Source organism: Pseudomonas asgharzadehiana (assembly GCF_019139815.1).
GTDB classification, from domain to species: Bacteria; Pseudomonadota; Gammaproteobacteria; order Pseudomonadales; family Pseudomonadaceae; genus Aquipseudomonas; species Aquipseudomonas asgharzadehiana.
Genome location: NZ_CP077079.1, coordinates 884742 through 903825, shown reverse-complemented (window position 1 = coordinate 903825; position 19084 = coordinate 884742). Strand labels below are relative to the sequence as shown.

The window sequence follows — 19084 nt, the reverse complement described above, 5'->3', positions numbered from 1 at the left end:
TCAACCCTGGTTGAGGAGCTGACGCAAATCGATCACTGCAGCGTTGGCCCTGGAAATGTAGTTGGCCATCACCAGCGAGTGGTTCGCCAGCACACCGAAGCCGCTGCCATTCAGAATCATGGGGCTCCACACCGGTTCCTGCGAGGCCTCCAGTTCACGAATGATCTGGCGCACGCTGACGGTGGCGTTTTTCTTGGCGAGTACGTCGGCAAAGTCGACTTCGATGGCGCGCAGCAGGTGAGACAACGCCCACGCCTGGCCACGGGCTTCGTAGAACACGTTGTCGATCTGCATCCATGGCGTCTCCACCACTTCTTCATCGACCTGCGGCACTTCACCCGGCGCCAGGGCTTCGGTTTTCAGTGCGGTGTTCAACTTGACCCGACCGACGCTGGCCGACAGGCGTTGCGACAATGAGCCCAGACGGGTGGCGACATCGCCCAGCCAGTTGTTCAGGTTGTCGGCACGCGCATAAAACAGCGCGCCGCGCTGGTTCGGGTCGGACAGGCGCGCTTCATAACGGTTCAGGGAGTTGATGCCTTCCTGGTATTCGGACTCGCTGGACGGCAGCACCCAACTCTTGTTGTCAAAGTTGAAACGCGGCTCGGCCTTGGCCAGGTCGGCGTCTTCAGCCGATTGCGACTGGGAGCGGGCAAAGTCCTTGCGCAGGGCGCGGGTCAGGTCACGCACCTGCACCAGCACGCCGTATTCCCAGCTGGGCATGTTGTCCATCCACAGGCCTGGCGGGAAACGGTCGTTGGAAATATAGCCGCCGGGCTTGTTCAGCAAGGTGCCGACCACGGTCTTGAGGGTTTCAACGGTGGTGTAGCCCACCACCATCTGCTTGCCTTCCTTCTCGGCGGCAAGCTGGGCGTTTTGCTGGACCGGGAACAGCGCCGGCTCTTCGCTCCAGTACCAGCCCAGGGCGCCGGTGACCAACAGGTACAGGCCGAGCACGCTGAGCACCGCTCGGCTCATCAGCAGAGTACGAAAATAGCTGCGGTTGGCCGACTTGGGCTCAGGGGCGGGGCCTTTGGCACTGCCTGCACGGTTTTTCCAGTCCAGCATGGCGATATCCTTTCAATCACTTGAGTTCATGCACTTTAAAAGGCGGCGTGCGTTCACACACTCCGACAGCAACCCTACCCCATCGTGCCAGCCAATGCGGGGCTTTTCGTCAAACTGGCGCGCCTGGGGAGTTGGACTATAAAGGATGCACGCTTTTTACGCTGCGCGACCGGCCGGTCATCAACTGAATGTCGGGATATGCGCAGTTAATTGATGTATGACACTGATGCGATTCGAAAGAGGTGCTAGCATAGAGCCATCATTTTCGATCTCAGCATGCACCCTTACTAGCAGTCAGGATATGACCGAGTCAGAAGACCCCAGCCGTGAGCGTCTCAAGCAGCACTTTGCCCAGCGGGTAATTCATCAGGCACGTCAAATTCTTGAGATCTGGCAGCGCCTGCAACGCAGCGAATGGTCGAACGCCGACTTCAGCGAACTCAGCGAAGCCAACCTGCGCCTGCTGCGCTTTGCCGAGCGCTTTGAACAACCGGAGCACGGCCAGCTGGCGCGCCATATTGGCGAGTCGCTGAAGGCCGTGGACGAAAACCGCGGGCGCCTGAGCAGCCAACTGATCACCGAACTCAACCGCCTGATGCAGCGCCTGTCCCGCACCGGCCTGCGTCAAGGCGACCAGTTGGAACAGACGCTCCTGCCGCCGATGCGCAAGCCGATCTACGTGATGCTGGCCGATCACGACCGCGCCGAGCGCCTGGCCAAGCAGCTGGAATTTTTTGGCCTGAGCGCGCAGTCGCTGGACAGCGTGGCGGCATTTCGTGCATCGATGGCCGAGCGCTTGCCGTCGGCGATTGTGATGGACGTGGATTTCTGCGGCGCAGGCCTGGGCCTCAAGCTCGCCGCCGAAGCCCAGGAAGGCCTGGAGCACAAGCTGCCGCTGCTGTTTTTCAGCCTGCACGAAACCGACACCCCAACCCGACTGGCGGCCGTGCGCGCCGGTGGCCAGGAGTTCCTCACCGGCACCCTGGAAGCCTCCAGCCTGCTGGAAAAGATCGAAGTGCTGACCTGCGTCGCTCAGTACGAACCCTACAAAGTGCTAATCATCGACGACTCACGGGCCCAGGCGCTGCACACCGAGCGTCTGCTCAACAGCGCCGGCATCGTCACCCGCACCCTGATCGAGCCGATCCAGGCCATGGCCGAGCTGGCGGATTTCCAGCCCGACCTGATCATCCTCGACATGTATATGCCCGCGTGCACCGGTACCGAGCTGGCCAAGGTGATCCGCCACAACGACCGCTATGTGAGCGTGCCGATCATCTACCTGTCGGCCGAAGATGACCTGGATAAACAGCTGGATGCCATGAGTGAAGGCGGCGACGACTTCCTCACCAAGCCGATCAAGCCACGCCACCTGATCACCACCGTGCGTAACCGCGCGGCCCGCGCACGCCACCTCAAGGCGCGGATGGTGCGCGACAGCCTGACCGGCCTGTACAACCACACCCATATCCTGCAACTGCTCGAAGACTGCAGCTTCCGCGCACGCCGCGAGAACAAGCCGCTGAGCTTTGCCATGCTCGATATCGACCACTTCAAGCGCGTCAATGACAGCCATGGCCACCCCATGGGCGACCGCGTGATCAAGAGCCTGGCGCTGTTTCTCAAGCAGCGGTTGCGCAAGACCGACTATATCGGGCGCTACGGCGGTGAAGAATTTGCCATTGTGATGCCCGACACCGACCTGGAGTCGGCCTGCAAAGTGCTGGACGAGATCCGTGGGCGCTTTGCCGAAATCCATTATCCGGCCCAGCCCCAGGACTTATGGTGCACCTTCAGCGCCGGGCTGGTGGAGCTGTGCGATGACTCCGACAGCTTGATGATGGCCGCTCAGGCGGACGAAGCGCTGTACCGCGCCAAGGGCGCAGGACGCAATCGTGTACAGGCCGCGCGCACATCAAAGCAAAGTGCCACCTTTTCACCGGAATCCACTGATTCCGTCATAACCTTGTAATGTAAATGCAATAACTTCAGGCACTTACCTTTTGCTGTCGGTTGAAACCCCGCATGCGCCTGAAGCTGCTGACCAATCTCAATACCCTTCTTCTGGTGGCCGTGTGCCTGGCACTCGGGGCGACGCTGTGGTGGTCGCAACGCGCGCTGGAACGCCCGTATCTATTGATGGAACGCTACCTGGGGCTGTCGCAGAGCTTTCAGAACCAGGCCGCGCGCAATATCGACGACTACCTGGCCAGCGGCGACGCCCTGCGCTTGAGCAGCGCCAGCCAGAGCCTGGAAAACCTGCTGCGGGACCTGAATGAATTGCCCGCCGAGCTGGCGCAAAATCTGCGCCCCAGCCTGGTAGAGCTGGACGCCTTCAGCAAAACCGACCTGCTCGCCGCCGGCAAGTTGGCCGGCGACCCGCAAGCCCTGTTGCTGCAAGCCGAACGCGAACTGGGCGCGAACCTGGAGCAATTGGGCCAGTACGCCATGGGCGTGAACGCCCCCGAAGCAGCGCGTTATCTGCCGCCGCTGCTGGCCGCATCCCAGCATCTGGGCAAACTGTCCCTGGCGCGCGACAAACTGGTGAGCAGCGGACGCGCGGAACTGGCCGCTGACGTGGAGCGCGAAGTCGGCAGTATCCGCAGCCAGGCTGACCTGCTGGAGCAACTGCCCTTGCTCGGCGTCAAAACCAGTACCGAATCCAACACCGACGATTTTTCCGCCCTGATGGGCCTGCAAAACAGCGAAAAAACCGAAGCCCAGGACACCGGCGTCGACCTCAAGCGCGAACTCAACAGCTTGCTGACCCGCTACCCCGCCGAACTCCAGCGCACCCGCGAGCAGATCCAGAAACGCGCCGACCTGGCCGCCGCCACCCATCTGAAAATCAGCGCGGTGCAACAGGCCATCGCCGGTCTTGAGCCGGTGGTGCGCGCACAACACGCCATTATCCAGGGCGAAGTGCGCGTGATGCAGGGCGTGATGATCGGCTTGATCCTGCTGATTGCGCTGCTGATCGACACCTTGCAACGGCGCCTGGCGCGCGTGCTGACCAACCTGGCGCCGGCCCTGTCGACCTGGGGCGAAGGCGACTTCAGCCAGCCGATCGCCCTGGGCAAGACCAACCGCGAACTGCACGATATCGAAGCCTCACTGAACCGCTTGCGCGCCTACCTGGCGGACCTGGTGGGCACTATTCGCGGCAATGCCCAGGAAGTGGCCGGCAGCAGTCGCGCCCTCGCCGAACTGAGCAGCGGCTTGCACGACGGCGCCGAGCGCCAGGCCGGGGACACCGCGCAGATTCGTGACTCGCTGGGCGAACTGGAGGCCACCATCCAGCAAGTGGCCGGCGATGCCAGCCAGGCCGCCGGCGCCAGCCGCAGTGCGGGCCAGGCCGTGGAGCAAGGCCAACGGGTGATAGGCCTGAGCCTCACCGGCCTGCACGCGCTGGTGGGAGAAGTGCAGCAAAACGCGCAGATGATCGAAAAACTCGCCGCCGAGTCCGCCACCATCGGCGGCGTGCTCACCGTGATTCGCTCGATTGCCGACCAGACCAACCTGCTGGCACTCAATGCCGCGATCGAGGCCGCCCGCGCCGGGGAAGCAGGCCGTGGGTTTGCGGTAGTCGCCGATGAAGTGCGCACACTGGCCCAACGCACGGCGGGCGCCACCGCTGAAATCCAGGGTTTGATCAGCGGCCTGCAAACCGCCGCCCACCAGTCGGTGGAAGGCATGCGCGCGCAGGTCGAACATGCCGAAGCCACCGCCCAGCAGGCCCAGGCGGCCGACGGCGCGCTGGATGAAATCGTCGGGGCGATCCAGACAATTTCCGACACGGCGGTACGCATTGCCGATGTGACCGCGCAGCAGAGCGGCGCCGTGAGCGAAATTCGCGACAACAGCGAAAGAATTCACCAGTTGGGTGAGGATAATTTGCTGCGTATCGGCCAGGGCCGCCGCCAGGGCGAACACCTGTTGGCGCTGGGTGGGCAGCTCAATACGGCGGTGCAGGCCTTCCGCGTTTGAACCGACCTCATGCCAAATACAGTTCAACATGTGGGAGGGGGCTTGCTCTCGATAGCGGTGGATCAGTTACAGATAGTGAGACTGACACACTGCAATCGGGGGCAAGCCCCCTCCCACATTTGATCTCCTGTGGGTTCAAAACCGTGTTGGCAATGACCAGACTGGAGAACTGGGTCACATATTTTTCGCAATCCTCGCTAATCGTGCGGCCTACTGCATAGAACTGGACAGTCACAAAGGCTTTGCGGCATAGTCGCCGGGTTCTGCCGTACTCCCCTCAATAACAAGGAACAGCCGATGGCGACCTTACTGGTTCTTCACGGACCCAACCTGAACCTGCTCGGCACCCGTGAACCGGGCGTCTACGGGGCAGTGACCCTGGATCAGATCAACCTCGATCTGGAACGACGGGCCCGTGAAGCCGGCCACCATCTGCTCTACCTGCAAAGCAATGCCGAGTATGAATTGATTGATCGCATCCATGCCGCGCGCGGCGAAGGCGTGGACTTTATCCTGATCAATCCCGCCGCTTTTACGCATACAAGCGTTGCATTACGTGACGCGCTGCTGGCGGTGAGCATCCCATTCATCGAAGTGCATTTATCGAACGTGCACAAACGCGAACCTTTCCGCCATCACTCTTACTTCTCCGACGTAGCAGTAGGAGTGATCTGCGGCCTTGGCGCCAGCGGTTACCGACTGGCCCTGGAGGCCGCCCTGGAACAGCTTGAAGAACAGGCTAAACGCCCCTGACCGACCCTTGGGAGTTGATGATTCATGGATATCCGTAAAGTTAAGAAATTGATCGAACTGCTGGAAGAATCCGGTATCGACGAGCTGGAAATCAAGGAAGGCGAAGAGTCCGTACGGATCAGCCGCCACAGCAAAACCCCGGCCCAACAGTTCTACGCACCGCAGATGCAAGCACCGGCTCCCGCCGCTGCTGCTCCGGCTGCCGCGCCTGCCGCCGCTGCACCTGCCGCCCCAGCCGCGCCTGTGCTGAACGGTTTCGTGGCCAAGTCGCCAATGGTCGGTACCTTCTACCGCACCCCCGCGCCGGGCTCGCCAGCCTTCGTTGAAGTCGGCAAAACCGTGAAAGTGGGCGACACCCTCTGCATCGTTGAAGCGATGAAGATGATGAACCACATCACGGCCGAAAAAGCCGGCGTCATCGAATCCATCCTGGTAGAAAACGGTCAGCCGGTTGAGTACGACCAGCCGCTGTTCACCATCGTTTGAACCGCGGAGCGCCTTCGATGTTGAAACCTGCGAAGAAACTGCAAAAAGTCCTGATCGCCAACCGCGGCGAGATCGCGCTGCGGATCCTGCGCGCCTGTAAGGAAGAGGGCATCAAGACCGTCGCTGTTTACTCGACGGCCGATACCGAATTGATGCACGTGAAACTGGCGGACGAAAGCCTCTGCATCGGCCCGCCACTGGCCTCGAACTCGTACCTGAACATCCCGAACATCATCGCCGCGGCAGAAGTGACCGGCGCTGATGGCATCCACCCTGGCTACGGCTTCCTCGCGGAAAACGCCGATTTCGCCGAACAGGTGGAAAAATCCGGGTTCGCGTTCATCGGCCCTAAAGCCGAAACCATTCGCCTGATGGGCGACAAGGTCTCGGCCAAGGACGCCATGATCGCAGCCGGCGTGCCAACCGTTCCAGGCTCCGACGGCCCACTGCCTGAAGACGAGGAAACCGCCCTGCGCATTGGTCGCGAAGTCGGTTACCCGGTGATCATCAAGGCCGCCGGTGGCGGTGGTGGTCGCGGCATGCGTGTGGTGCACAAGGAAGAAGACCTGATCGAAGCCGCCAAGCAGACCCGTGCGGAAGCCGGCGCCTGGTTCGGCAACCCGATGGTCTACCTGGAAAAGTACCTGACCAACCCACGTCACGTGGAAGTCCAGGTACTGTCCGACGGCCAGGGCCATGCCATCCACCTGGGCGACCGTGATTGCTCGCTGCAACGCCGTCACCAGAAGGTGTTGGAAGAAGCGCCGGCACCGGGCCTGGACGAGAAAGCCCGCCAGGAAGTGCTGGCTCGCTGCGTCAAGGCGTGCATCGACATCAACTACCGTGGCGCCGGCACCTTCGAGTTCCTCTACGAGAACGGTCGTTTCTACTTCATCGAGATGAACACTCGCGTGCAGGTAGAGCACCCGGTGTCGGAGATGGTCACCGGTATCGACATCGTCAAGGAGATGCTGAGCATCGCCGCCGGTAACGTGCTGTCCTTCACCCAGGCTGACGTGAAGATTCACGGCCACTCCCTGGAATGCCGGATCAACGCCGAAGACCCGAAAACCTTTATGCCGAGCCCAGGCCTGGTCAAGCATTTCCACGCGCCCGGCGGCAACGGCGTACGTGTGGATTCGCACCTGTACAGCGGCTACAAGGTTCCGTCCAACTACGACTCGTTGATCGGCAAGCTGATCACCTGGGGCGCCACCCGCGACGAGGCCATGGCCCGCATGCGTAACGCCCTGGACGAAATCGTGGTCGACGGCATCAAGACCAACGTCCCGCTGCACCGGGACCTGGTCCGCGATGAAGGCTTCTGCGAAGGTGGTGTGAACATTCACTACCTGGAACACAAACTGGCCAACCAGTAAGTGCTCCACCCAACAAAACCGCCTTCGGGCGGTTTTGTTGTTTCTGCGCGCTCGATCTTGAAGATGTACACCCTGCAAATGTGTTCAGTCAGTACAGTCGTCTTCTGCCGTGAGCTCGCGTAAACTTGCGCGCTTTCGCGACTCTGCGGTCGCACACTCATTTTTTCAAAGGTGCCCGCCATGCCTTGGCTGCAAGTCCGTCTCGCCATCAGCCCAGAACAAGCCGAAACCTACGAAGACGCTTTCCTCGAAGTGGGCGCTGTGTCGGTGACTTTCATGGACGCCGAAGACCAGCCGATCTTCGAACCCGAGCTGAACACGACCCCACTGTGGTCTCACACCCACTTGCTGGCCCTGTTCGAAGACGGCACCGATGCCGCCGCCGTGCTGGCCCATATGGAGCTGCTTACCGGCAGCCCGTTGCCGGAGCACCACAGCGAAGTGATCGAAGACCAGGACTGGGAACGCAGCTGGATGGACAACTTCCAGCCGATGCGTTTCGGCCAACGCCTGTGGATCGTGCCAAGCTGGCACGCCGCACCGGAACCCGAGGCGGTCAACCTGCTGCTGGACCCGGGCCTGGCCTTCGGCACCGGCACCCACCCCACCACCGCGCTGTGCCTGGAATGGCTGGACGGCCAGGACCTGACCGACAGCCACGTGCTGGACTTCGGCTGCGGCTCGGGGATCCTGGCGATTGCCGCCCTGCTGTTGGGCGCCAAGGAGGCCGTGGGTACCGATATCGACGTGCAGGCGCTGGAAGCCTCCCGCGATAACGCCGGGCGCAACAATATCCCTGAAGGCAAATTCCCACTCTACCTGCCTGAAGATCTGCCCCAGGTGCAGGCCGATGTGCTGGTGGCGAACATCCTCGCCGGGCCGCTGGTTTCCCTGGCGCCGCAGCTGTCGAGCCTGGTCAAGTCCGGCGGGCGCCTGGCGTTGTCGGGCATCCTCGCAGAACAGGGCGAAGATGTAGCCGCCGCGTATGCCAAGGATTTCGAGTTGGACCCGATCGCCAACCGTGACGGCTGGGTACGCATCAGCGGGCGTCGGCGCTAGAATGAGCGCTTGCCTGAATCGGATGGCCGCATGACCGACAGTTTCGTCACCCAGTGCCCGCATTGCCAAGCCCGTTTCCGCGTCAACCACGCCCAGTTGAGCGTGGCCCGTGGCGTGGTACGTTGCGGCTCGTGCCTGCAAGTGTTCAACGCCGCTCGCCAGTTGCTCGAGCAGCGCGCCCATGCGCCGGCGCCGGGGCAGCCGACCGCGGCCGAGCCAACGCCCGAAGCGGTGCCCGAGCCACAGCGGGCAATCAGCCAGAAACAGTGGACCGCCGAAGAGCTGGACCTGGACAACCTGGACCTGGATAAAGAACTGGCCAAGCTGGAACGCCGCGAGATTCAGCACACCCTGCCCGTGGGCGCGGAACGCCGTCAGCCCGGCGCCGAGCGTCGGCAAAAAGACGACGCCCTCAGCGCCACTCGCGAAACCGTCAAGGCCGATGAAGAAAAATGGGCCGCCAGCCTGTTCAGCGAACCGCCTGAAGAACGCGCCACTCACGCTGAAGACGAGCCCGAGCCGATTAAAGGCCCTGCGACAAAACAGCGCACCGAACCGTCCATGTCGCCGCACACTGACGAGATCGACGACGAACCACCGCTGCACTCAACCCCAGACGATGACGAGCGCGACCCGCCGTTCACTCCCCTGACAGCCGCGGCACAGGAACCGGAGCCCGAAGAGCGCCCGCAACCCCGCCGCAAGCGTCCGCGCCCCGAAGCCGGAATCCACGACGAGCTGCTTCAGGACCTGGAAGACGACCCGCTGCACCTGTATGCGCAAAAACGCCCGCAGGGCTGGGGCCGTCGCCTGATCTGGATACTGCTGGTGCTGATCGCCGCCGCCGGCCTGGCCGTCCAATACATTGCTTACCAATTCGACGACCTGGCCCGCCAGGACGCCTACCGCCCATGGTTCCAGCAACTGTGCCCCACACTGGGCTGCACGGTGCCATCACGGGTTGATATCGCCCATATCAAGAGCAGCAACCTGGTGGTGCGCAGCCATCCGGAGTTCGCCGGCGCGCTGGTGGTGGATGCGATCATCTACAACCGCGCGACATTCTCCCAGCCCTTCCCCCTGCTGGAGCTGCGGTTTGCCGACCTCAATGGCAACCTGATCGCCAGTCGTCGCTTCAAACCCGCCGAATACCTGAGCGGCGAACTGGCCGGTGTGAGCGAAATGCCATCGCAAACCCCGATTCATATCTCCCTGGATATCCTCGACCCAGGCAATAAAGCCGTGAATTACAGCTTGAGCTTCCATTCTCCAGAGTGAATCGGCGGATGCACCGAAGCTTGACGGTGGAATATTGACTTCACGCCGCGCAACCAAACCGGTAGCGATAAAGAATTAACTGTTCAGATTTTATCCAATTCAGCCTTTATCCAGTCATCGAGAGCGGGTATCATGCCAACCCTTTTTCGAACTCTAATGATCCGGCCCCACAACAGGGAAGTCCTATGTCGGCGGTACGCATCGGCCCATATACATTGCAGAACGGCTTGATTCTCGCCCCGATGGCGGGCGTCACCGACCAGCCCTTTCGTCAGCTCTGCAAACGTTTGGGCGCGGGTCTTGTAGTCTCGGAAATGGTCACCAGTGACATGAGTTTGTGGAACACCCGCAAATCGCGGATGCGCATGATCCACGAAGGTGATCCCGAGCCCCGCTCGGTACAGATCGCCGGTGGTGACGCGCAGATGCTGGCGGATGCGGCCCGAGCCAACGTGGAGCTGGGCGCACAGATCATCGATATCAACATGGGCTGCCCGGCCAAGAAGGTCTGTAACAAGGCTGCCGGTTCCGCCCTGTTGAAAGATGAGCAGTTGGTTGCCGAGATCCTGCAGGCCGTTGTCGCCGCCGTGGATGTGCCGGTGACCCTGAAGATTCGTACCGGCTGGGACCGGGACAACAAGAATGGCCTGACGGTGGCGAAGATCGCCGAACAGGCGGGCATTACAGCGCTGGCGGTGCATGGCCGCACCCGCGCCGACCTTTATACCGGTGAAGCCGAGTACGACACCATCGCCGCGATCAAGCAGGCGGTGTCGATGCCGGTATTTGCCAATGGCGATATCGACTCAGCCGAGAAAGCCCGGCGCGTGCTGCACGCAACCGGTGCCGATGGTTTGTTGATAGGCCGGGCCGCCCAGGGGCGCCCGTGGATTTTTCGTGAGATCGAACACTTTCTGCGTACCGGCGAAGTCCTGCCGGCACCGGAGTTGGTCGAGGTGGAACGTATTCTGCTAGAGCATCTGGCTGCCCTTCACACTTTCTATGGGGATGTGATGGGCGTACGCATTGCTCGCAAGCATGTGGGTTGGTATCTCGCAACCCTGCCGGGCGCCAGGGAGTTTCGCGCCGGGTTCAATCGTTTGGATGAAACGCAAGCACAGGTCACCGCCGTTCGTGAGTTTTTTGCCGAACGAGACAAGAGCCTGAGAGCAGGGGACGGAGAGGGGGTGGCCGCATGACGATCATGACCGAGACTTTAGTGAGTGGAACAACACCCGTGAGCGACAACGTCAATTTGAAACAGCACCTCAACACGCCGAGCGAAGAAGGCCAGACCCTTCGCGGGAGCGTTGAAAAGGCGCTGCACAATTATTTCGCCCACCTTGAGGGCGCTTCAGTCACGGACGTGTACAACCTGGTGCTCTCCGAAGTCGAGGCGCCCTTGCTCGAAAGCGTGATGAACTACGTCAAGGGCAACCAGACCAAAGCCAGTGAGCTGCTGGGCCTCAACCGTGGCACCTTGCGCAAAAAGCTCAAGCAATACGATTTGCTGTAAGCATTCAATCAAACCAGAAAGGCGCCCGCGTAAAACCGGTCGCCTTTTTTGCTGACTCCTTTGCTTTTGATGGAAATTGAAATGACCGACCAGACTACCCGCCTGCCGATCCGCCGCGCCTTGATCAGCGTTTCCGACAAGACCGGCATCCTCGAATTTGCCCGGGAGCTGGAAGCCCTGGGCGTGGAAATCCTCTCCACGGGCGGGACCTTCAAACTGCTGCAGGACAACGGCGTGGCCGCAGTAGAAGTCGCGGACTACACCGGTTTCGCGGAAATGATGGACGGTCGGGTCAAGACCCTGCACCCGAAAATCCACGGCGGCATCCTCGGCCGTCGCGGTATCGACGACGCCATCATGAACGAGCACGGCATCAAGCCGATCGACCTGGTGGCCGTCAACCTCTACCCCTTCGAAGCCACCATCAACAAGCCCGGCTGCGACCTGCCGACCGCCATCGAAAACATCGATATCGGCGGCCCGACCATGGTGCGCTCGGCAGCCAAGAACCACAAAGACGTGGCCATCGTGGTCAATGCCGGCGACTACAGCCAGGTGCTCGAAAGCCTGAAAGCCGGCGGCCTGACCTACGCCCAGCGTTTTGACCTGATGCTCAAGGCGTTCGAACACACCGCGGCCTACGACGGCATGATCGCCAACTACATGGGCACCGTGAACCAGGCCGCCGACACCCTGAGCACAGAAGGCCGCAGCCAGTTCCCGCGCACCTTCAACAGCCAGTTCATCAAGGCCCAGGAAATGCGCTACGGCGAGAACCCGCACCAGAGCGCGGCGTTCTACGTGGAGGCAAAACCGGCCGAAGTCGGCATTGCCACCGCGACCCAACTGCAAGGCAAAGAACTGTCCTACAACAACGTGGCCGACACCGATGCCGCGCTCGAATGCGTGAAAAGCTTCGTCAAGCCGGCCTGCGTGATCGTCAAGCACGCCAACCCGTGTGGCGTGGCCGTGAGCCCGGACGCCGAAGGCGGTATTCGCCAGGCCTACGAACTGGCCTACGCCACCGACACCGAGTCGGCCTTCGGCGGCATCATTGCCTTCAACCGTGAGCTGGACGCCGAGACCGCCAAGGCCATCGTCGAGCGTCAGTTCGTTGAAGTGATCATCGCGCCAAGCGTCAGCGAAGAAGCGCGCGCCATCGTTGCAGCGAAAGCCAACGTGCGCCTGCTGGCCTGCGGCGAATGGTCGGCTGACCGCGCCGCTGCCTGGGACTACAAGCGCGTCAATGGCGGCTTGCTGGTACAGAGCCGCGACATCGGCATGATCGGCAGCGCCGACCTGAAAGTGGTAACCCAGCGTGCTCCCACCGAGCAAGAGATCAACGACCTGATCTTCGCCTGGAAAGTGGCCAAGTACGTTAAATCCAACGCCATCGTCTACGCCAAGAACCGCCAGACCATCGGTGTCGGCGCCGGCCAGATGAGCCGCGTGAACTCGGCGCGTATCGCCGCGATCAAGGCTGAACACGCCGGTTTGCAGGTGGTGGGCTCGGTGATGGCGTCCGACGCTTTCTTCCCGTTCCGTGACGGCCTGGACAACGCCGCGAAAGCGGGCGTGACCGCCGTGATCCAACCGGGCGGTTCGATGCGCGATGCTGAAGTTATCGCCGCCGCTGATGAAGCTGGCATAGCGATGGTCTTCACCGGCATGCGCCACTTCCGCCACTGATCCAACCCGATTGAAATGTAGGAGCGGGCTTGTGTGGGAGGGGGCAAGCCCCCTCCCACATTTAAAAGCGCTCCTCTGGCGCCTACAGAATTTGAGGTTTTGAAATGAATGTTTTGATCATTGGCAGCGGTGGCCGTGAACACGCCCTGGCCTGGAAAGTTGCCCAGGACCCCCGCGTCCAGAAAGTTTTCGTCGCGCCCGGCAACGCCGGCACCGCCATTGAAGCCAAGTGCGAAAACGTCGCTATCGACGTGCTGGCGCTTGAGCAACTCGCCGATTTCGCCGAGCAAAACGTCTCCCTGACCATCGTCGGTCCGGAAGTACCGTTGGTGGCCGGCGTGGTCGACCTGTTCCGCAGCCGCGGCCTGGATTGCTTCGGCCCAACCGCCGGCGCCGCGCAGCTGGAAGGTTCCAAGGCGTTCACCAAGGACTTCCTGGCGCGCCACAAGATCCCGACCGCCGACTACCAGAACTTCACCGAGATCGAGCCGGCCCTGGCTTACCTGCGTGAGAAAGGCGCACCGATCGTGATCAAGGCCGATGGCCTGGCCGCCGGTAAAGGCGTGATCGTGGCGATGACCTTGCAGGAAGCCGAAGACGCCGTGCGTGACATGCTCGCCGGCAATGCCTTTGGCGACGCAGGCTCGCGCGTGGTGATCGAGGAGTTCCTCGACGGCGAAGAAGCCAGCTTCATCGTGATGGTCGACGGCAAGAACGTATTGCCGATGGCCACCAGCCAGGACCACAAGCGCGTCGGCAACGGCGACAGCGGCCCCAACACCGGCGGCATGGGTGCCTACTCCCCTGCCCCGGTGGTCACCCGCGAAGTGCACCAGCGCGTCATGGACCTGGTGATCTGGCCAACCGTGCGCGGCATGGCCGACGAAGGCAATGTGTACACCGGTTTCCTCTATGCCGGCCTGATGATCGACAAGGCCGGCAACCCGAAGGTCATCGAGTTCAACTGCCGCTTCGGCGACCCGGAAACCCAACCGGTGATGCTGCGCCTGCAATCGAGCCTGGTATTACTGGTGGAAGCCGCCCTGGCCCAGGCCCTGGACAAGGTCGAAGCCCAGTGGGACCCACGCCCGAGTGTCGGCATCGTACTGGCGGCCGGCGGTTACCCTGCCGACTACGCCAAGGGCGATGTGATTGAAGGCCTGGATGCGGCGGCTACGCTGGAAGGCAAAGTGTTCCATGCGGGCACCGCGCTCAAGGATGGCAAGGTGGTAACCGCCGGTGGCCGTGTGCTGTGCGCTACCGCCATGGGCGCCAGTGTCGACGCCGCGCAACAACAGGCGTACAAACTGGCCGCAAAAATCGATTGGAAAGGCTGCTTCTACCGCACCGACATCGGTTACCGCGCCATTGCCCGTGAACGTGGCGAAACGCACTAAGGCGCAGACGTCGCAAGCCTCGTCACTAGCTATCCGTTCGGTCAGGCAAGGGCCTCTGGCCCTTGCCGTACACCGGCCACCCCGCGCATAGTTAACCCGTGCATCAACCTACGAAGGGATTTCGCCGTGCGCTGGCTCAGGATCGCCATAGGTTTCACTGTCAGTCTGCTGACGCTGCTCTGCTTGTTCCCGGCCCAGGCCGCCGCGCAAGGCAGTGGCTGGGCAGTATTGCTTGATGAACAGGCCGACCTGCAACTGAGCGACATTCGTTCCTCGCGCTACACCAACCAATTCAGCCCCATCGAACTGGACCGCATTACCGCCGCGCAACCGGACGGTGCGTTGTGGGTACGTTTCAAGCTGCAACCCGGCAAGCACGAGCAAGTGCTGCGGGTATTCGCCCCGGACCTGTCCTACCTGAGCCTCTACGTGCTGGACGGCGACACCCTGATCGAGCAACAGAACACCGGCACCCGCCAGCCCCAGACGGAACGCCCGTTACCCAGCAGCGACTTCATGCTACCGATGCCCCAGAGCCAGAAGCCGCTTGAGGTCTACCTGCGCCTGGTCTCGGAACATGAGCTGCGCCCCTATATCACCCTGGAGCCGGCCGTACTGGCCGCCGCCGACCAGACCCAGACGCTGGTCTACGGCCTGCTCTTCGGTTGCCTGTTGATGCTGATCCTGCACAACCTTTCACGCTTTGCTTACCACCGCTCGCGCAGCAGCCTGTGGCTGGCGGCGTGCGAAATACTGTTGATGCTCAGCCTGGCGCTGCTGCTCAACCTAACGGGCCCATGGCTGCCGAACTGGCACGCTATCCAGACCCCAGGCGCGTACCTGGCGCTGCTGCTGACCGCGCCGTGCGGGCTGATGTTCGCCTACCGCTTCTTCATGCCCCTGGGCCCGCACCCGCTGAACAAGCTGTTGATGGCCGATATCCTGTTTATCGTGCTGTGCGGCCTGCTGCTGTTGTTTGTCAGCACCCTGCCGCTGAACATCATCACCTATGCGCTGGTGGCCCTGGCAGGCCTGAGCATGCTGTTTGTCTCGGCGTATCACTGGCAGAGAGGCTATGGCCCGGCGCGTTTGTTCGTGGCGGGCATGGTGGTGTTCAACATCGGCACGCTGATCATCCTCCCGGCGTTGCTGGGCCTTACGATGGTGTCGCCACAGGGGCTGATCGTCACGCTCCTCGCGTTTATCTGCCTCAGCGGCCTGTTGATGAGCCTGGCCCTGGGTGAACGCCAGCGCGCCCTCGTGGAAGCGCGCTTCAGCCTCAGCCGCGACCTCGCCGCGAGCAACGCCGAAATCGCCGCAAAGGCCGAGTTCCTGGCCAAGATCAGCCACGAAATCCGCACCCCCATGAACGGCGTGCTGGGCATGACCGAACTGCTGCTGGGCACCCCGCTGTCGGTAAAGCAGCGCGACTACGTGCAGACCATCCACAGCGCCGGCAACGAACTCCTTACCCTGATCAACGAAATCCTCGACATCTCCAAACTCGAATCCGGGCAGATCGAGCTGGACGACGTGCAGTTCGACCTCAACGCGCTGATCGACGACTGCCTGAGCATCTTCCGCGCCAAGGCCGAACAACAGAACGTCGAGTTGATCAGCTTTATCCAGCCCCAGGTGCCGCGCGTCATCAGCGGCGACCCGACCCGCCTGCGCCAGGCGCTGTTGAGCCTGCTGGAAAACGCCCTGCAAAAAACCGATGAAGGCGAAGTCCTCATCGTCGTCGCCCTGGACGACCGCAGCACCAAGCCGCGCCTGCGCATTGCCGTGCAAGACAGCGGCCTGCCGATGGAACCCGCCGAGCGCGAGGCACTGCTGCACAGCGAACTGCACAGCAAGAACTTCCTCTCGGCCACCCGCTTGAGCGGGCACCTGGGCCTGGTCATCGCGCGTCAACTGATCCTGTTGATGAACGGTGAGTTCGGCATCAAGAGCGGCAGCCATCAGGGCAGCACCCTGTGGCTGACCCTGCCGCTTGACCCGGAACGCCTGGAGCACCCGACCTCCGACCTCGACGGCCCGCTCAGGGATGCGCGCGTACTGGTGGTGGACGACAACGACACCTGCCGCAAAGTGCTGGTGCAGCAATGCACGGCCTGGGGCCTGAACGTCAGCGCGGTACCTTCGGGCAAAGAAGCCCTGGCCTTGCTGCGCACCAAGGCGCACCTGCGTGACTACTTCGACGTGGTGCTGCTGGACCAGAACATGCCCGGCATGACCGGCATGCAACTGGCGGCAAAAATCAAGGAAGACCCAAGCCTGAACCACGACATCCTGCTGATCATGCTCACGGGCATCAGCAATGCGCCGAGCAAGATCATCGCGCGTAACAGCGGGATCAAGCGCATCCTCGCCAAGCCGGTGGCCGGTTACACCCTCAAGACGACCCTGGCCGATGAACTGACCCAACGCAGCAAAGGCGGCGTGCCGCCCCGCGCGGTCCTCAGCCCGCCGGCGGAGGTGGCCGTGCCCAGCGATTTCAAGATCCTGGTGGCCGAGGACAACAGCATCTCCACCAAAGTGATTCGCGGCATGCTCGGCAAGCTCAACCTCAACCCGGACACCGCCAGCAACGGCGAAGAAGCATTGGAGGCAATGAAAGCCCAGCGCTATGACCTGGTGTTGATGGACTGTGAAATGCCAATCCTCGATGGCTTCTCGGCCACCCAGCAATTGCGCGCCTGGGAAGTCAGCCATCAACGCATTCGCACGCCGGTGGTGGCGCTCACGGCGCATATCCTTTCGGAACATAAGGAACGCGCGCGCCAGGCCGGCATGGACGGGCACATGGCCAAGCCGGTGGAGTTGTCGCAATTGCGCGAACTGGTGGCGTTCTGGGTGGCGCAGCGCCAACAACGCCCCGAGCACGAACCCTCCTGACCGCAAATACAGTGGGAGGGAGCTTGCCCCGATGGCGGTCTGTCAGCCGACCACTTAGGGATTGATATACCGCTATCGGGAGCAAGCCCCCTCCCACATTTGATCTGTGTCGCCTGATAGACTCCCAACACTTCTCCTGCCGCGAGCCGCCCTTATGCTCCACGTGTTATTCAGCGTTTACCTGAAGATGCTGGTGCTCTACAGCCCGTTCTTCGTGCTGTCCTGCTTTATCAGCCTGACCCGTGGCTATTCCAGCAAAGAACGGCGGCGCCTGGCCTGGAAAGTGGCGCTGGCGACCCTGGTGTCGAGCGTGCTGCTCTACCTGTTCGGCCGCGTCATTTTCAGTGTGTTCGGCATCACCGTGGATGCCTTCCGCATCGGCGCCGGCAGTGTGTTGTTCATCTCTGCCCTGGGCATGGCCCAGGGCAAGTCGGCGGTGCAGACCGACAACGTGCAGCAAGACGTGACCATCGTGCCGCTCACCATCCCCCTCACCGTCGGCCCCGGTACCATCGGCGCCTTGCTGGTGATGGGCGTCAGCCAGCCGCACTGGGATGACAAACTCACCGCCATCCTCAGCATCGCCCTGGCCAGCCTCACGGTCGGCGTGGTGCTGTATCTGTCCAACCGTATCGAACGCATCCTCGGTGACCAGGGTTTACAGATTGTCAGCCGGCTGATGGGCCTGTTCGTGTGCGCCCTCGCCGCGCAAATCATCTTCACCGGCGTGCGCGGTTATCTGGTGCCTTAGATGCGGTACTTGGCGATCGCCAATTGCACCTTGTCGCCCGCGCTCTCGCGCATCAGCCGGATGGTTTTTTCGTTGACCACCGAGGTATTGAGCACCAGGCAGGTCTGCCCGCTGAAGGCCTCGAACGAGGAACTGTCCCACTCAAGGAACGGCAGCCCCACCTGTTTGCTCACTCCCTGGGTGCTGTAGGTCACCAGCACCATCATCAATTCCCCGTCTGTTTCGGCACAGGACGCCAAGCCAAAATCACCGCCCTGGTGCACCGTGCTGTTGCGTTTGAACAGTTCGAAAGACGCCGGCTGGCGCTTCAAGGCCTCCAACGCATCAGCGGCCAGCTTCGGCAGCGCGGCCAGCAGCGGCCCGGCCAGCGATGTCGAGGCCCATAACGTGGCGATGATGTTCAGCGCCGCCAGTTGCACCGTCAGGCCTTTGCTGGTGCTTGAGACGCGCTCGAACCGGCTGCGCACCGGCAGCCAGCCCAGGCTGATCATCACCTTGATAAATTCGTCATACCAGGCTTGGCCGCCGCGCTGGATGTTCAACACATCGCTGACGTAGCTGCTGGCCAGCAGGTAGCTTTTGCGAATGTACTCGCGGTTAATCCCCGACAGCCCCTCGGCAAATGAAATCACGCCGTTGTTGACCACCGCTGCATTGCTGTCGTCGTCGACCGGCTCAGCAACGACCTGCTGGCCTCGCGCGCCGGGCAGCGTGTAGGCGGCAATCAACTTGCGCCGCTTTGTACTGTTGATCCTTTTGTGATGTCGCTCCATTTTCGTTCTCCACAAGCGCCCCACATGGGGCTTGCTCGCACACTAGTCCA

Annotated in this window: 14 protein-coding genes and 1 pseudogene; 13 read left to right on the top strand and 2 right to left on the bottom strand. The window is 61.9% G+C overall.

The window, feature by feature from the left end; translation table 11 throughout:
• Entirely contained in the window at positions 1-978 is a 978-nt protein-coding gene (locus KSS96_RS04000) for a DUF2333 family protein (protein ID WP_370671257.1), read from the bottom strand.
• 391 nt (positions 979-1369) lie between these two features.
• On the opposite strand from KSS96_RS04000, the gene KSS96_RS03995 reads away from it, so the two are divergent.
• The 13 genes and pseudogenes from KSS96_RS03995 (at position 1370) to KSS96_RS03935 (ending at position 18261) form a co-directional block, all read left to right on the top strand.
• Positions 1370-3040 carry a response regulator gene (locus KSS96_RS03995; protein ID WP_017527878.1) on the top strand — a complete coding sequence of 557 codons (1671 nt, stop codon included), beginning with the start codon at positions 1370-1372 and terminating at the stop codon, positions 3038-3040.
• Positions 3041-4539: 1499 nt separating this feature from the next.
• A pseudogene (locus KSS96_RS28220) lies at positions 4540-5055 on the top strand (methyl-accepting chemotaxis protein); the annotation flags it as partial.
• Positions 5056-5352: 297 nt separating this feature from the next.
• On the top strand, positions 5353-5808 hold the full coding sequence (gene aroQ / locus KSS96_RS03985) for a type II 3-dehydroquinate dehydratase (RefSeq protein ID WP_003171482.1): 456 nt from the start codon (positions 5353-5355) through the stop codon (positions 5806-5808).
• A gap of 24 nt (positions 5809-5832) precedes the next feature.
• Complete coding sequence (gene accB, locus KSS96_RS03980) at positions 5833-6294, top strand: acetyl-CoA carboxylase biotin carboxyl carrier protein (RefSeq protein ID WP_065879415.1); 462 nt, start codon at positions 5833-5835, stop codon at positions 6292-6294.
• A gap of 17 nt (positions 6295-6311) precedes the next feature.
• Positions 6312-7673 (top strand): acetyl-CoA carboxylase biotin carboxylase subunit, encoded by a 1362-nt coding sequence (gene accC, locus KSS96_RS03975; RefSeq protein WP_017527881.1) that lies wholly within the window; start codon positions 6312-6314, stop codon positions 7671-7673.
• A 180-nt stretch (positions 7674-7853) separates the two neighbouring features.
• Positions 7854-8732 (top strand): 50S ribosomal protein L11 methyltransferase, encoded by an 879-nt coding sequence (gene prmA / locus KSS96_RS03970; protein ID WP_017527882.1) that lies wholly within the window; start codon positions 7854-7856, stop codon positions 8730-8732.
• A gap of 30 nt (positions 8733-8762) precedes the next feature.
• The gene (locus KSS96_RS03965) at positions 8763-10010 is read left to right on the top strand and encodes a DUF3426 domain-containing protein (RefSeq protein WP_017527883.1); all 1248 of its coding nucleotides are present in this window, start codon (positions 8763-8765) and stop codon (positions 10008-10010) included.
• A 185-nt stretch (positions 10011-10195) separates the two neighbouring features.
• Positions 10196-11209: a tRNA dihydrouridine synthase DusB gene (dusB, locus tag KSS96_RS03960; protein ID WP_017527884.1), complete on the top strand. Its 1014-nt coding sequence runs from the start codon at positions 10196-10198 to the stop codon at positions 11207-11209.
• The gene (gene fis, locus KSS96_RS03955; protein ID WP_017527885.1) at positions 11206-11526 is read left to right on the top strand and encodes a DNA-binding transcriptional regulator Fis; all 321 of its coding nucleotides are present in this window, start codon (positions 11206-11208) and stop codon (positions 11524-11526) included. The genes dusB and fis overlap by 4 nt, the downstream gene beginning before the upstream one ends.
• Before the next feature lie 81 nt (positions 11527-11607).
• Positions 11608-13215, top strand: coding sequence for a bifunctional phosphoribosylaminoimidazolecarboxamide formyltransferase/IMP cyclohydrolase (purH, locus tag KSS96_RS03950; protein ID WP_065879416.1), 1608 nt, complete (start codon positions 11608-11610; stop codon positions 13213-13215).
• Between the two features lie 104 nt (positions 13216-13319).
• The gene (purD, locus tag KSS96_RS03945) at positions 13320-14612 is read left to right on the top strand and encodes a phosphoribosylamine--glycine ligase (protein WP_065879417.1); all 1293 of its coding nucleotides are present in this window, start codon (positions 13320-13322) and stop codon (positions 14610-14612) included.
• 126 nt (positions 14613-14738) lie between these two features.
• Positions 14739-17510 carry a hybrid sensor histidine kinase/response regulator gene (locus KSS96_RS03940; RefSeq protein ID WP_065879418.1) on the top strand — a complete coding sequence of 924 codons (2772 nt, stop codon included), beginning with the start codon at positions 14739-14741 and terminating at the stop codon, positions 17508-17510.
• Between the two features lie 154 nt (positions 17511-17664).
• A complete protein-coding gene (locus KSS96_RS03935; protein WP_003171467.1) occupies positions 17665-18261 on the top strand; it encodes a MarC family protein in 597 nt (198 codons plus the stop codon).
• Here the strand turns inward: KSS96_RS03935 and KSS96_RS03930 are convergent.
• Positions 18258-19034 carry a hypothetical protein gene (locus tag KSS96_RS03930; RefSeq protein WP_017527889.1) on the bottom strand — a complete coding sequence of 259 codons (777 nt, stop codon included), beginning with the start codon at positions 19032-19034 and terminating at the stop codon, positions 18258-18260. The genes KSS96_RS03935 and KSS96_RS03930 overlap by 4 nt on opposite strands.
• Positions 19035-19084: the final 50 nt, after the last annotated feature.